Genomic DNA, 16,121 nt, shown 5'->3' on the forward strand with positions numbered 1-16,121 from the left:
ATTTTAGATTTTGGATTATAAATTTTGGATTATAAAATTCTGAATTGATTCAAAATTTGACATTCAAAATTTAAAATTATTCCTCAAGTCTTACGTCAAGTCCAAGTCCTTGTAACTCGTGAAGTAATACGTTGAATGATTCTGGAATACCTGGTTCAGGCATAGATTCACCCTTAGCAATTGCTTCATAAGTTTTCGCTCTACCAATCACGTCATCTGACTTTACAGTCAAGATTTCTCTCAAGATGTTTGATGCACCAAATGCTTCAAGTGCCCAAACCTCCATCTCTCCGAATCTCTGACCTCCGAACTGAGCTTTACCTCCTAACGGCTGTTGAGTAATCAATGAGTAAGGTCCGATAGAACGTGCGTGCATTTTGTCATCAACCATGTGTCCTAGTTTCAACATGTAGATAATACCTACCGTTGCAGCCTGAGTAAATCTTTCTCCGGTACCACCATCATAAAGGTGAGTGTGACCGAATTTAGGAAGACCTGCTTTCTCTGTATATTCAGTAATCTGATCAAGAGTTGCCCCGTCAAAGATTGGCGTAGCGAACTTCATACCCAGCTTCTGACCAGCCCATCCAAGAACTGTTTCATAGATCTGACCGATGTTCATACGAGAAGGTACCCCTAGTGGATTCAATACGATATCTACTGGTGTTCCATCTTCTAGGAATGGCATATCTTCTTCACGAACGATTCTTGAAACGATACCTTTGTTACCGTGACGTCCTGCCATTTTATCTCCTACATTCAGTTTACGTTTCTTAGCGATATAAACTTTAGCCAACTTCATGATACCTGCCGGAAGCTCATCTCCGATTGAAATTGCAAATTTCTCACGGTTTTTAACTCCTTGGATGTCGTTATATTTGATTTTGTAATTGTGAATCAATTGTTTGATCAATTCATTCTTGTCAGCGTCTACTGTCCAGTCTGCACCACTAACGTTTACATAATCCTCAACTGAAGTCAATAATTTGTGAGTGAACTTCACCCCTTTACCGATAATTTCCTCATCAAGGTCATTTTGTACCCCTTGAGAAGTTTTACCGCTTACCAGTGTATTTAATTTTTCAATTAAAGTGTTTCTCAACTCATCAAACTTAGCCTTATAAGTGTTTTCAATCTCTTCTAGTCTAAGTTTCTCTTCAGTTCTTTTCTTTTTGTCTTTAATGTTTCTAGAGAACAATTTCTTGTTGATAACAACTCCTCTTAATGAAGAGTCAGCTTTTAATGATGCATCTTTTACATCACCAGCTTTATCACCGAAGATTGCTCTAAGAAGCTTTTCTTCAGGAGTCGGGTCAGATTCACCTTTTGGAGTAATTTTACCAATCATGATATCTCCAGGCTTCACTTCAGCACCGATTCTGATCATACCGTTCTCGTCAAGATCTTTAGTAGCTTCTTCAGAAACGTTTGGAATATCTGCTGTAAGCTCTTCCATACCTAATTTGGTATCACGAACTTCAAGAGAATACTCATCCACGTGGATTGAAGTAAACCAGTCCTCACGTACAACTTTTTCGTTGATTACGATTGCATCCTCGAAGTTGTACCCTTTCCAAGGCATGAACGCTACCACTAAGTTTCTACCAAGAGCTAATTCTCCTTTTTCAGTAGCATAACCGTCGCAAAGTACTTGTCCTTTCTCCACTACATCACCTACTCTTACGTTTGGTCTTAGTGTGATTGTTGTACTCTGGTTAGTTTTTCTAAACTTAGTAAGTTTATATGTTTTAGTAGCAGACTCGAATTGTACTAAATCTTCGTCTTCGCTTCTTTCATATTTAATAGTGATCTTGTCAGCATCTACGTACTCTACAGTACCAGTACCTTCAGCATTGATCAAAATTCTTGAATCTCTTGCAACTTGCTGCTCAAGCCCTGTACCAACAATTGGAGCCTGTGGCTTCAATAGAGGAACGGCCTGACGCATCATGTTAGATCCCATCAATGCACGGTTCGCATCATCATGCTCTAGGAACGGAATCAATGAAGCAGAAATACCAGAAATCTGGTTTGGTGCAACATCGATAAGGTTTACCTGAGATGGCTCAACTACCGGGTAATCACCATCTAATCTTGCAATAATTCTGTCTGTTAAGAAGTCACCATTATCACTCAATTCAACGTTTGCCTGAGCAATTACCTTATCTTCTTCGTCTTCTGCATTAAGATAAATAGGGTCAGCATTAAGATCAATCTTGCTGTCTTCTACTTTTCTATATGGAGTTTCGATGAAACCTAGTCTATTGATTTTAGCATAAATACCTAAAGATGAAATCAATCCGATGTTTGGTCCTTCCGGAGTTTCAATCGGACAAATTCTTCCGTAGTGAGTATGGTGAACGTCACGAACCTCGAAACCTGCTCTTTCCCTTGATAAACCACCAGGCCCTAGTGCAGAAAGTCTACGCTTGTGCGTGATTTCTGATAATGGGTTGGTTTGGTCCATGAACTGAGAAAGCTGGTTGGTACCAAAGAACGAGTTAATTACAGATGTTAAAGTCTTAGCATTTACAAGGTCAAGCGGAGTAAAGATTTCGTTATCTCTAACGTTCATTCTTTCCTTGATAGTTCTTGCAATTCTTGAAAGACCTACACCGAACTGTCCTGCTAATTGCTCACCAACAGTTTTAATTCTTCTGTTTGATAAGTGGTCAATATCATCAACCTCAGCTTTAGAGTTTACAAGTTCGATTAAGTGTCTTACAATTGCAATGATATCTTCTTTTGTAAGAACCTCAGTTGTAGTTGGGATATTAAGACCTAACTTTTTGTTTAGTCTGTAACGTCCTACTTCACCAAGAGAATATCTTTGCTCAGAGAAGAATAATTTTTCAATGATTCCTCTTGCAGTTTCCTCATCTGGTGGATCTGCATTTCTTAACTGACGATAAATATACTCTACTGCTTCTTTTTCAGAGTTAGTAGGGTCTTTTTGTAATGTATTCTGAATGATAGAGAATTCATTGCTGTTTTCTTTGTGAATCAAGATAGACTTCACACCAGCATCCAAGATAAGATCTAAGTGTTCTTTTTCAAGAATAGTTTCTCTGTCTAAGATGATTTCGTTTCTTTCAATAGAAACTACTTCACCAGTATCTTCGTCTACGAAATCTTCGAACCAAGTGTTCAATACTCTCGCAGCCAATGTTCTTCCTTCTACTTTTTTAAGGGCAGCTTTAGAAACTTTCACTTCTTCAGCAAGGTCGAAGATCTGAAGGATATCCTTATCAGATTCGTAACCAATAGCTCTTAATAAAGTCGTTAATGGTAATTTTTTCTTACGGTCGATATACGCGTACATTACGCTGTTGATATCCGTTGTAAATTCCATCCAAGATCCTTTGAAAGGGATAATTCTTGAATAGTAAAGTTTGGTTCCGTTAGCGTGGTAAGTTTGTCCAAAGAATACACCAGGTGAACGGTGAAGCTGGGTAACGATAACTCTTTCTGCACCATTGATGATGAAAGATCCACTTGGCGTCATATAAGGAACCGGACCTAGATATACATCCTGAACCACAGTTTGGAAATCTTCATGTTCCGGGTCAGTACAATATAATTTAAGTCTTGCTTTTAGAGGAACTGAATAAGTAAGTCCTCTTTCCACACATTCATCGATTGAATAACGTGGAGAATCTACCAGATAGTCCAAGAATTCCAATACGAACTGATTTCTAGAATCTGTAATTGGAAAGTTCTCTTGGAAAGTCTTGTAAAGAGCTTCAGTCTTTCTGGCTTCAGGAAGCGTATCAAGCTGGAAAAATTCTCTGAAAGACTCTATTTGGATATCCAAGAAGTCTGGAGTGATAATTTTTCCTTTCGCTGATGAGAAATTAATTCTCGGATTTCCTTGAGTTGTTGATTTTGTTTTACTCATAAAACTTTTAAGAAAGGGTTAAAAAATATTTTGATTCATTAAAAAATATCAGGAGAGAAAAAGGGAAAAAGAGTAATAAAAAAAAGAAAAAGAGAAGAAAATTTTGGCGCAATTATCGGTCTTTGTTCTTTATTCTATGTTCTTTAGATCTTCTACCTAACTCCTAACTGCAACACTGGTATATCTTTTCACAGTGTAATGCAAAATACTTTTATTACTTTTGAGGCTATATTACCTGCAATATCTATAAACACGAAACCCCTTTCATGCTTTTACACAATGAAAGAGTTGATTTTCAATATTTTATAAATTTATATACAAATTTTCGCGCCAAAAGAGGTGCAAATATACAAAAATATTATTACAATAACAAATGAAAACCACTTCAAAATGAAGTGGTTAAATATTATTTCTTGTTTAAATAAAGATTAAGGCTTCCAGAAAGTCCAGCTACTTCCATTGAAAACAGCTAAAAGCTTGGTTGCTGTATCATAAACTATCATTCCTGGTGAAGGATTGATAATATTAGTCTGAGGATTAGCAACTTTAGGGAGAACCATAGCTTTATTCGTATCTTCCAGTACAAGAACTCCCGGGGTTGATGTTAATGTTCCAATACCAACTTTAGCCGTAGAACTTTCAGTTGCCGAATTTTGAATAGTAACACCATCTACAGTTGTGATAGGATCAACGGTTGTTCCGAATGTATTTACGGTAAGATCTTTCCATCCTGAAGCATATTTTACCTTTACTTTTTTATCGGCAAGATCATACGCCATTGTTCCATTAACTACTCCCGCAACAGAAGCTACATTAGTTACCCATGGCAAAATCAATCCCCTATTACCTGATCCAAAATCAAGAGATACAGATGGAGAAGCAATCGTGGTTTTACCAATAGCAACCTGTGCATTGGTAAAGAAAGAAAATAAAACAAAACTGATTACTATACTATTTTTCATAATTTTCAATTTATTAGTTAACATCAGGACAAGTTTGTGTATTAAAACATTTCCATCCGGAAGGAGTACCATCTGTATTTATCTGAAGACAGTCAACCGTTGTATTGTAGACCATCATTCCCTCTACCAGGTTAGCCGCAGGAATCAGAACAATCTGAGGTGTAGTAAGCCTATTCAAAACAAATCCTTTAGTTTTAGCTTCCAGCGCCATCCATCCTCCTTTTCTTACCATAGGCCAATTGGCTCCATCTGCCCCTGCTCTGTTCAGAGCTGTAATTCCTTGGTTTGTATTCAGGATCGTTCCGGAAGTTACTGAAGGTTTATAGCAAAGGCAAGCATTAACTGCTGCATTTTGGGAAGATCCAAGCCCTTGTCCCTGGTCTCCACCGATATCAGCAGCTCCACCATTATTAACTAAAGCAGGAACTCCCTGAGCATCTATAGCTCCAGGTATTGATCCATTTGCATTAATCTGCTGCAACTTCACATTTTCATCTCCCTCAAGAGAATCAAAGCATCCATCATTATCAGAGTCCAAATCCAGATGATTAAATACTCCATCTCCATCCGTATCACAAGTAAATGCCAAGACTGAGATATTATCCAAAGACCAGTCGTCTAGTCCATTGGTAGATCTGAAGGTGAGTGCAGCAGTATCCGGAATAGGAGCATTAGGAATATTCAATGTAAATGTTTGTGTAGTAAATCCTGTTTGATTAGCCGTTGTAAAAGGCACAAAGCTAGAGGTAGCTCCATTACTCAGTGCAATGGTAACATTATTCACGGTAGTACTTCTCGTTGTGCCGTTACTAATTGTTGCATAAAGAGTACCATTTAACAATATCTGTAAACTTGCTGTAGATCCTGAAGCGTTACTTCCATCCTGCGCCCCTAAAGTAAGCGTAAGAGGAATAAAATTATTGGTATTCGTTAAGTTATTTAACGTCTGAGAAGCGTCTTTATTGGCAACGTTATCTGTAGTAATACTAATATCTGTTCCACTTGCCACCCATTCTGGAGCCAATGTCCATCCATTAGCATTTCCCGTAAATGTCCCGTTTGTTACAATATTATTTCCCGGGCATTCAACATTATCAAGAATACCATCATTATCATCATCCAAATCGGAAGAGTTCCCTATTCCATCTCCATCTGTATCTGCCGTGGTTACTCTTACACTAGCTGTATTATCTGTAGTATCAGGATCATTTAAATCTCCGGTAATGGTTGCTGTATTCAAATAACTTCCAGGCGCACTCACTGTAGCTGTTACTGTAAGAGTAGAATTTGCTCCTGAGGCAAGATTCCCAATTGTCCAAAGTCCTGTAGAGCTATTATATGTACCTACAGACGGTGTAGCACTCACAAATGTTAATCCTGCAGGAAGCAGATCATTAACCAGTACTCCTGTATTATTAGAAGCTCCATTATTAGTAGCAGTTACCGTAAACACAACATTATTACCTGTCGCCGGTGATGCATTATTTACAGTTTTCGTCACTTTTAAGTTAGATTCCTGCACCGTAAATGCAAGCATATATCCATCTCCTGCGGTATTGGTTGTCCCATGCCAGTTCGTCCCGGTATTGGCTGTTCCACCACGGGTATACACTCTCAATGTAAGCGTTGTAATTCCTGTTCCAGCAACAAGCACTGTACCTCTTGAAACATTGGCAACTGCACCATCCGGAGTTGTTGCAGAGTTCAGGATCTGGGTTGAAGTAACATTTAGAAGCGCTGATCCGGAAATTTTAGAAAAGGTTACGGGTACATTAGAGGATAAATAATCAAACTCTGCAGAATAGTTTTGTCCATTAGACGTTCCTCCTAATGCATTAACCTGTAAATATGGGTTATTGACAGGTCTGCTGAAAGTAATAGTCATATCCGCCATCTGCCACCTTTGATTTGTTGCTCTGGTGGCTGCACTTAATGGCTGGACATTCGTAAAAAGATTAATCGCTCTGTTAACAGTAATGTCAATCCCATTCCCTACCGATGCACCGCTGCTCGTAAAAGGAGTGCTGACAGTTGTATTTCCAAAAGAATTCATTAATGTTAAAACAGGTTCCCCTGGATATCCCATAAGAACAGCCCCATTATACCCTGCAAAGTTTGCCTGTGTATATTGCTGGTTACTCAGGGTGAAGGTAACATTTAATGGGGTAGGATTTGCATAGGTAGCAAAAGTATTCCCTGTAGGGTTATTGGTATTGTTCCTAAGCCTAATAGTAGTAGTTCCTACTGAATTGGTAACATTCGCCGTAGGATTTCCATCCCCGTCAGTCATTTCCAAAGAAGCATTTTGTGCATTCAAATGGAAGATTGAAAAAAGTCCTATTAAAAAGACTAGTTTCCTATGAATCGAAAATTTTCGATTCCCAGATAAGACAAAATAGTTTAAATTCATATTTTTTACATCAAGATTTAATATTAAAATTAACGATTTGTATTGTTTTTTTTGCAAAAATATTAATATATAATGATTAGTTCCTGAAAAATATCAGAATATATTTTAAAAATCAATGATCTATCAAATAAAAGGCTGCTCAAAATGAGCAGCCTTTTATTTATCAATCAGATAATTACGTTAATTATTTCACAATTACCTTATAGGATTTTACACCAGACTTCGTTTCTATCTTAATAATATAAATTCCCGCAGGCAATGAAGAGGTATTAATTCCTGTACGCGCTGTAAATTTATCAGACTTCACCACTTGACCATGAGCCGAAAACAATGTATAAACACCTTCTTCAGCTGTAATCATAAGATTTTCACCTGATTTTACCGGGTTTGGATATATCTTAGCATCATTTGCTGCTTCAGTTATTTCTGAGCTTTTTGTAATTTTCTCGGAATTCATTGATGCATTTTTCAGTAATGAGGCATAAGGAGAAAGCGGAGAATTAGGCGATCCTCTCTTCACAAGATCTGTATCTATAACAGCCTGAATACCATCTCTATCATTATCATCAATAGTAGATATAAATCCACCTCCTGTTGTGTCCAGATTACCTTTTCCGATTTGGTACAGGTCAAGATCTGAACCATTGGAAGTAAGATCAAGGAAATCAGGCTGGCTGTCGCCGTCTGTATTTTTAAGAGGATATATCAAAGTACCGGAATCCGGATAAGTTTCCAATACATCAGCTAAACCATTGTTTCCTACCGCCACGCCGGCATCAATGACACCATTACGATCTGCATCAATCTGATTGATTACTGAAGTAGGAATTCCTGATTCGAATAGATCCAGAATTCCGTCATTATCAGAATCAAGATCACGATAGTTTGGAATTGCATCTCCAAGTATAGGGGTAACTAAAATATCTCCTTCCATATCATCATCTTCAAATTTTCCGTTTTTATCAAAATCTTCCATTGAATCCGGAATACCATCATTGTCAGAATCAAAATCACAAGCATCCACAATACCATCCCCGTCTGTATCTAATGTTGGCGACTTATCGTTAACCGCTGTACATCCTTCTGCACAATCCGGAATACCATTTCCGTTATTATCAATACTGTCATCTCCATCAGGACAACGATCGAAGCAGTTTGGCGTTCCATCGTTATCATCATCTTTACTTGCAAAAGCATTATAGATATAATAGTTCTGAGGAATACGAACCGCTGTTCCGCTATTGAAGGTAATCTTCATACGGTTAAAAGGTTTTGTGGCTTTTCCGCCTACATAGAACTTATTTGAATTGGTTGTGAAGAAGTTTCCACTGATAAGGCTTCCGGAACTCGTAAAGATATCTGTTACGGAATTTCCATTATACAATGTCACAGTGATATTTTCCAGAACACTTACTCCTAGAAGATTTCCTGCTTTTTCTACTGTAAATCCAGCCATTGTATTCACAGGCAGCATAGAATTACTGCTTACTGTAGCAAATGCTGAGAAAATACTAAAAATAGATGCAGCCGGAACCGTTGCTGTTGCATAATTGGATGGATTGTTATCAACAATTGCTTCCGGATTTGTCATTTTGGCTAAAATAAGTCCCAAAAACCCCGGACCCGAAGTCCAGCTTCCTCCTGTTACCAGATTTCCTGGGATAGCAGAACCACTTGTCTGTATTTTATCATCACATTCACAAGACAATGGTTCTTCAAAAGCATAATACACTTTAAGCGCTCCTAAGTTGAACCCAACAGTTTGGGTAATTTTCAATCTTACTTCATTGAACGGCTTGGTAGTAGTAAGGGTAACTTTTTGTTTTCCGGAACCGTAGCCAAGAACTTTAATATTGATTAATCCTCCACCGTCAGATAATTGTCTTGAATCCTGAAGTTGTCCGAATAAATAAGTTTCAATGGTAATATTTTTCAAGAACTCAGCACTTAAAAGTTTTCCCTGATCATCTGGCTCTATTACAAATCCCGTTCTATTACCAGCAGGATATATCTGATTTTTATCCAAGACCCCCACTGAATAGGATCCCAATAATCCGATTGGAAGAACTATTTTCCCAAAAGAGTTTTTATTTCCGTCTCCAATATTTTCTCTATTCTGAACATAAGAAAGCGGAGCAAGGAAACTGCTGCTTCCTGAAACATTTCCGTCAACACCACTTCCTGCAATAATATCATCACAAATACCATTATTATCAGTTGGTACTTTTGTAGGATCAAACGCAAACGCATAATACACATTCATTGCACTAAAAACTGAAAGAACGTTTGTTTGATACAATCTTACTTCATCAAATTCTTTAGTAGTTTTTAAGTGTAAGAATATTCTGTTTTTACTTCCTCCAAATGCCGGCACTGACAAAAGAGTGCTGCTGGTAGTTGTTTCCTGAAGAACTCCATTTCTATAAGTACTGATTCTTAAAGAGCTTAATAAATCAATCGTAATAAAACTTGTCCCAAGATCTACATTAAACCCGGTGATATATCCTGCCGGGTAAGAAGTATTCTTGTTCTTCACAGAAATTCCATTACCGCTTACCAGAGATGCAAAGTTTCCCATGCTTACACTGTTATCTAAGCTGGCATCTACTACCGGATTCATACTTCCGTTATAGCATGCCAGGCAAATCCCTGAATTGTTCACAGGTTTTGCTTCTACTCCCATCCCTCGGATAGGCTCATAACCTTGTTGAGCAAATACCACTGCAGACATTACTAATGTCATGAGCATTGCGGCTAACTTCTCGAATAATTTTTTGGTCATTTTTTTATTTTTAAGGTTTGTGTTTATTTTTTATTTACTAGAAGGCTTTCCATATTGTTCCATTGCATCCTTCATGCACTTTAGCTGTAGCATTGTACCGGATTGCCCCCTCTTCCTTGCTTGTACATGTATTATTGGATGGTGCAATTCCTTTCATTTGAATAGCGGCTCCTGATGCTGTATCAGCAGTAGGCACCATATTAATCCCTACAACGGCATCTGTTCCGTTTCCTATATTGAAAAAGGCATGGGCTTTATTAGCATATACAGACTGTCCTGCTAAGGCTTTACCTGTAAATCCTATTGCTATTGCCTGTCCTCCTGAAACATCATTTGCAGAACCTATGGCAACGGTATTGGTTACCGCTGTATTTCCAGCTCCCACAATAATACCTCCGTTATTAGTATTACTATTTCCCAGGGTCAGCCCTGTAATTCCTGTTATTGTATTTAGATTTCCAAAGACTAAATTATTGGCCCCCGATGCATTGTTGGAATTCCCAATAACCTTAGCTCCATTATTTGCTGTATTTCCTAATCCGATTGCAACTGCCGGAAAATTTCCTTGTGCAGAAACCGTATTATCTTTTCCTAATGCCACATTGGAAGAAGTACTATTTGTCAAAGTATTATTCGATCCCCATGTGAAAGATGCAAAAGTTCCTGTGGTGCTATTAGAATTTCCTCCACGTAGGGTTCCGTTCACATCTAAAATTCCTTTTACATTTTTCTGGGTTGCTAATACCAGATTCTGTCCATCACTTGTCCCTAAATAGTTTCCGGTGGAAATATCTGTTCCCAAAACTGCAGTAGTAGCTACAGTTCCTGCATTTCCTGTTGTTCGCCAGTCAGAACCTAAATTGCTCCATTTTGTCCCATCAAAATAATAATAACCGGGAACTACAACATCAACCGTTTGTCCGGTAGGATCTGCTTCTGCTGTAGTAACATACACTATTGCACCTGTTTGGGCTGTTGTATAGTTTTTAGCTTTTAATTGTACTCCTGTAAGTCTTGGTGCGATAACACCATCCAGTTTATTACTATCTGATGGGAAACCCACCACATCAAGAGAGGCCTGCGGCATTGGTGTATTAATCCCAACCTGTGCATATGTTGAGAGACTTATGGATAAGAATGCGAGTGTGAATAATTTGCTTTTCATTGTAATTAAAATTTGTTGTTTTTTTTGTGTTTATTTATATTTTAAGGACAGATTTCTACCTTTCTCATTTAAAACTGTAAATGAAAACGTTTATAAATTAGCCAAAGAATTGTAAAAAATGGAATGTATAACTATGTAAGGGAACTTAGCTTATCCGGAATTTTGATGATGCATTTAAAACCATCCATCACTCTGAAAGAATCAATATTAGACTTCTTGACCTTTTCAAATATTATTTTAGCATTCTGATAACCACCGGAATATAGCTCTCTCCACTTGTAATGTATAGAAAGAAAATCCATATTCTTCGCAAAGAATAGAAAGAAATCTTTGTCATTAAAGATAGGATGGCTATTTTTTGAAATATTGTTATGAAATAAGGTATACTGGCATTTATTCTCAGCTTTATTATAATGAAAAAATCTGCCATTCATATTATTCTGAGCCTTTATATTCCCGATCAGTTGATCTGAAAAGGCAATTGTTGATTGTATATATAAACCAGCATTATTTCCATCTGTATAATGCAGCAGTTCAAACTTACTGATTGTAACAGATATAAACCTAGCGTTTAGTTTTCCTACGGCCGAAATGAGCAATAAAAATGCTATTTGACTATAGGAAAGAAAATAATTTCTATCCAATTATGTGTGTTTTCTCTAATGCAAATATAATAATTTTTCAATAAAAACAACATTTTGATAAATAAAATACACCAAAAACATTAAACACATGTATTATATTCAAATTTAAATCATCATTATTGATAAATAAATAAAGATAATTAAATATTATACAATACAAAGCAATAATATTCTAATACATATGTAAATTAAATGCCTGGTTTTTAAGAGATAACAACAAAAAAAGCCCGGGCATTTGCCCGGGCTTCTTATATTTATAATAAAATTGAAAATTATTTCAATTCTACTTCAGCACCAGCTTCTTCTAATTGCTTCTTAAGAGCTTCAGCTTCGTCTTTAGAAACTCCTTGCTTAATTGCAGCTGGAGCACCATCTACGATATCTTTAGCTTCTTTAAGACCAGCACCTGTTAAATCTTTTACTAATTTAACGATAGCTAATTTAGAAGCACCTGCAGACTTAAGAATTACATCGAATTCAGTCTTTTCTTCAGCAGCTTCTCCACCACCTGCAGCAACAACTACAGCAGCAGCAGCTGGCTCAATTCCGTACTCATCCTTAAGGATAGTAGCTAATTCGTTTACGTCTTTTACAGTTAGGTTTACTAGCGTTTCAGCTAAATTTTTTAAATCTGACATTGTTGTAATGTTTTTGTTGATTATTTATTTAATTTTTTGAGTATAATTATTCAGCACTTGTTTCTTCAGTGCTTTCTGCAGCAGCTTCTGGAGCTTCAGCAGGAGTTTCTTCTACAGCAGGAGCAGCTTCTTCAGCTTTAGCTTCTACAGTTTCAGATTTGTTTTGAAGAGCAGAAACAACTCTTTGAATTGGAGATTGAAGTAATCCGATGATTTCTCCGATCATTTCTTCTCTAGACTTGATGTTAGCAAGTGCAGATAAGTTTTCGTCTCCAACGTAGAAAGTTTCTTGAACAAAAGCAGACTTTAAAGCTGGCTTTTCTTCTTTCTTTCTGAACCCTTGGATTAATTTTGCTGGACCGTTTGCAGTCTCAGAAATCATTAATGCAGAGTTTCCTTTAAAAGTTTGGAACATTTCAGAGTAATCTACTCCTTCAATTTGTTCCATTGCTTTTTGCAAAAGTGTATTTTTTACAACTTTTACTTTGATATTTTGTTTGAAAGCCTGTCTTCTGAATTCTGAAGACTTAGCAGCGTTCAATCCGTCTAGATCTGCTACGTATACTACTTTTGCATCCTGAAGCAAGTCTTTGATCTCTTGTATTGCTACAACTTTTTGGTCTTTTGTCATTGTCTTAAGGATTTATATTAGTTAACAGATTTAGTATCAATTGCAATACCAGGGCTCATTGTAGAAGACAAATAAATGCTTTTTACATAAGTTCCTTTAGCAGCAGTTGGCTTCATTTTGATCAATGTAGAGATCAATTCCTGCGCGTTTTCTTTGATCTTAGCAGCATCGAAAGATACTTTACCAATACCAGCGTGGATGATACCATACTTGTCTACTTTGAAATCAATTTTACCTGCTTTCACTTCAGTTACTGCTTTACCAATTTCCATTGTTACAGTTCCTGATTTAGGGTTAGGCATTAAACCTCTTGGACCTAATACTCTACCTAATGGACCTAATTTACCCATAACAGCTGGCATCGTAACGATAACGTCAACATCAGTCCAACCATCTTTGATTTTTTGTAAATATTCGTCTAGACCTACATAATCAGCACCAGCAGCTTTAGCTTCTGCTTCTTTATCTGGAGTTACAAGAGCTAATACTTTAACATCTTTACCAGTACCGTGAGGAAGAGATACAACACCTCTTACCATTTGGTTTGCTTTTCTTGGGTCTACACCTAATCTTACAGCGATATCTACTGAAGCATCAAACTTTGTAGTGTTCACTTCTTTTACAAGAGCTGAACCTTCTTCAAGGTTATAGATTCTTCCTTTTTCTACTTTGCTTAAAGCTTCCTTTTGCTTTTTTGTTAATTTTGCCATTTCTTTAGGTTTTAAGCGTTAAAAGTTGGTTTAGTTCCTGTTACTCTTAATCCCATAGATCTAGCAGTACCTGCAACCATAGAAACTGCAGAATCGATTGTAAAGCAGTTAAGGTCAGTCATTTTGTCCTCAGCGATTTTCTTCACTTGATCCCAAGATACAGAACCTACTTTGTTTCTGTTTGGTTCACCAGAACCACCCTTGATCTTAGCCGCATCCATTAACTGGATTGCTGCAGGAGGAGTTTTAATTACGAATTCAAAAGATTTGTCCTCGTATACTGTAATTACTACAGGTAAAACTTGTCCTGGCTTATCTTGAGTTCTTCCGTTAAATTGCTTACAAAACTCCATGATGTTCACACCTGCAGAACCCAATGCTGGACCTACTGGTGGAGAAGGGTTAGCTGCGCCACCTTTCACCTGAAGCTTTACCATTTTAAAGACTTTCTTAGCCATTGTTTGTTTTTTAAATTTGAATAATTAATGAGTTTGGAAGCATTTATTATTCAGTAGGTTATGCACTCACATAACAATAAACCTACTTTTTGGACTGCAAAAGTATAAAATATTTTTGAAACCACAAACGGATATTACTGATTTTTAAAAGTTTTACATTTTTTTCTTTGTAAAAATATTTTGCATTCTAAATTTTATCTAAGGTTTATGTAGGTATTATTGAGAAATTAAATTAACGGCAAGATTTATAGAGTATAAATATTTTGACCAACATTCATATAAAAGAAAAAGAAAGGCAAACATACGCTCCCCCTTCCCAATTGTAATCTTATTTATTTTTAGTCTTTAATCTTTAATTCATTGATATTATTCAGATATTGCTCATACTCTTTTTTATTCTTGTTAAAATAAAGCACAGCTGAAAACAAAAGGTTATCAAAAGCAAAAAACCAGACAAATGCCTGATTTTTCTTGAAGATCAATATATAGTTTAATAATATTAAAAGCCTGAAGGTTTATTAATTGTCTGTGTAGAACCATTAGTTCCTCCTAAATCAGTATTAATATCATTGATATTTTGTTTTGTAATAAGCCTTTTGTAAGCCATTAAGTAAAGATCTACCGTAAAATTATTGTAGGTTCTGGATGGTCCACCTGTAATATTAGCAATAATCCTACTATCTGTAAATTTTGCCCTGATATGCCAGGTTCCATTGCTTTTGAATGCAACAACATCAGGAGAGCCCTGTTTATTGTCATTAATTCCGTTATCTCCATAATCGAGCATTACATTCGTGCTGCCATTATTAAGTCTAAAAGAATAATTGTGGAGAATAACCAAGAAGTTATTCACATCTATTTTTGTATCATAATCTGTAATTCCCTCTCCAGATACTCCTGTTAGTGAAAGCTTGATATAATTGAATAGTCCGCTGCTTTCCTGATTTGGATCATACAATTGCATAGCGTTTTCTGATGTTGCCAGAAAGCTTCCTCCAGTCATCGTAGGTTCTCCAGGGTTTCTAAGATATAAAGAGTTCGTATATGTTTTTCCGTTTACATCAAGAGTTTCTGTAGGCTTATCTGTTTTGATTCCTACTTTACCAATCTGGGCATTCATAAATATTCCCAGACCCATCATTATTGTAATATAAATTCTTATTCTCATGTTTTTCTATTGAAGCCCTAAAGGCGTGTTGGTTGATACTCCTGAAAAAGAAGCCGCAGCTGAAACAGAACCTGTAAATGTTCCCCAGTCTTTTACCAAAGATTTTTCAAATACATTCAGGGTAAGAGTCCAGGTTCCATTCTGATCAGATGTAGTACTCGCTCCTTTAAAACTTAAATTAACTGCCTGATAATTTTTTCCACCTTTCGATATTTTAGTTACTTCCGTAGAATAGGCACCGTAAGATCTTGGGTTCGACGAAGTGTTCGCAGCTGATACAGCTCCTGTAAAAACAGCCCCTGTAATTGCCACTACATATTTATCAGCATCCAATCCCGTGTTCAGGTTAATGACTTCATCCTGTTTCACATTTTTCAAAACAACTCTATACATGTTTACCGGAGCAACATTACGAAGTGTAATATCAAGGAGTTTAACCTTTCCTACGGGAGAAGTATCCTTGGAACGTGTAAGTAATAAATAATTTCCTTTTGCTGTAGTATTTTCCGTATCTATCAAATAAGATTCAACCAATGTTTCACCTTCTACATCCAGGGTACCTTTTGGATTTGGAGTATTGATCCCCACTTGTGCTTTCATACCTAAAGAGGCAATTGCTACAAGAAATAATGCAGTAATCTTTTTCATTATTGTA

At 36.7% G+C, this 16,121-nt stretch carries 12 protein-coding genes; all 12 read right to left on the reverse strand.

The genetic code is table 11. The features are described from left to right. Positions 1-76: 76 nt before the first annotated feature. Entirely contained in the window at positions 77-3,898 is a 3,822-nt protein-coding gene (gene rpoB, locus EG359_RS11765) for a DNA-directed RNA polymerase subunit beta (protein ID WP_076354926.1), read from the reverse strand. 428 nt (positions 3,899-4,326) lie between these two features. Further along, positions 4,327-4,860, reverse strand: coding sequence for a hypothetical protein (locus EG359_RS11770; protein WP_076355278.1), 534 nt, complete (start codon positions 4,858-4,860; stop codon positions 4,327-4,329). 13 nt (positions 4,861-4,873) lie between these two features. Next, positions 4,874-7,177, reverse strand: coding sequence for a DUF11 domain-containing protein (locus tag EG359_RS11775; RefSeq protein ID WP_076354928.1), 2,304 nt, complete (start codon positions 7,175-7,177; stop codon positions 4,874-4,876). A 277-nt stretch (positions 7,178-7,454) separates the two neighbouring features. Next, on the reverse strand, positions 7,455-10,052 hold the full coding sequence (locus tag EG359_RS11780; RefSeq protein WP_084180458.1) for a T9SS type A sorting domain-containing protein: 2,598 nt from the start codon (positions 10,050-10,052) through the stop codon (positions 7,455-7,457). 37 nt (positions 10,053-10,089) lie between these two features. Then, positions 10,090-11,217 carry a hypothetical protein gene (locus EG359_RS11785; protein WP_076354932.1) on the reverse strand — a complete coding sequence of 376 codons (1,128 nt, stop codon included), beginning with the start codon at positions 11,215-11,217 and terminating at the stop codon, positions 10,090-10,092. A gap of 131 nt (positions 11,218-11,348) precedes the next feature. Beyond that, positions 11,349-11,861, reverse strand: a complete 513-nt coding sequence (locus EG359_RS11790) for a hypothetical protein (RefSeq protein ID WP_076354934.1) — start codon at positions 11,859-11,861, stop codon at positions 11,349-11,351. 272 nt (positions 11,862-12,133) lie between these two features. Then, a complete protein-coding gene (rplL, locus tag EG359_RS11795; RefSeq protein WP_047493581.1) occupies positions 12,134-12,499 on the reverse strand; it encodes a 50S ribosomal protein L7/L12 in 366 nt (121 codons plus the stop codon). Between the two features lie 46 nt (positions 12,500-12,545). After that, complete coding sequence (gene rplJ / locus EG359_RS11800) at positions 12,546-13,130, reverse strand: 50S ribosomal protein L10 (RefSeq protein WP_076354936.1); 585 nt, start codon at positions 13,128-13,130, stop codon at positions 12,546-12,548. A 17-nt stretch (positions 13,131-13,147) separates the two neighbouring features. Beyond that, the gene (rplA, locus tag EG359_RS11805; RefSeq protein ID WP_076354938.1) at positions 13,148-13,840 is read right to left on the reverse strand and encodes a 50S ribosomal protein L1; all 693 of its coding nucleotides are present in this window, start codon (positions 13,838-13,840) and stop codon (positions 13,148-13,150) included. A gap of 11 nt (positions 13,841-13,851) precedes the next feature. Further along, positions 13,852-14,298: a 50S ribosomal protein L11 gene (rplK, locus tag EG359_RS11810; protein ID WP_034723381.1), complete on the reverse strand. Its 447-nt coding sequence runs from the start codon at positions 14,296-14,298 to the stop codon at positions 13,852-13,854. Between the two features lie 499 nt (positions 14,299-14,797). Continuing rightward, complete coding sequence (locus EG359_RS11815; protein ID WP_076354940.1) at positions 14,798-15,466, reverse strand: hypothetical protein; 669 nt, start codon at positions 15,464-15,466, stop codon at positions 14,798-14,800. A 6-nt stretch (positions 15,467-15,472) separates the two neighbouring features. Continuing rightward, positions 15,473-16,114, reverse strand: coding sequence for a hypothetical protein (locus EG359_RS11820; RefSeq protein WP_076354942.1), 642 nt, complete (start codon positions 16,112-16,114; stop codon positions 15,473-15,475). Positions 16,115-16,121 lie beyond the last annotated feature (7 nt).

Source organism: Chryseobacterium joostei (assembly GCF_003815775.1).
In the GTDB taxonomy this organism is placed as follows: Bacteria; Bacteroidota; Bacteroidia; order Flavobacteriales; family Weeksellaceae; genus Chryseobacterium; species Chryseobacterium joostei.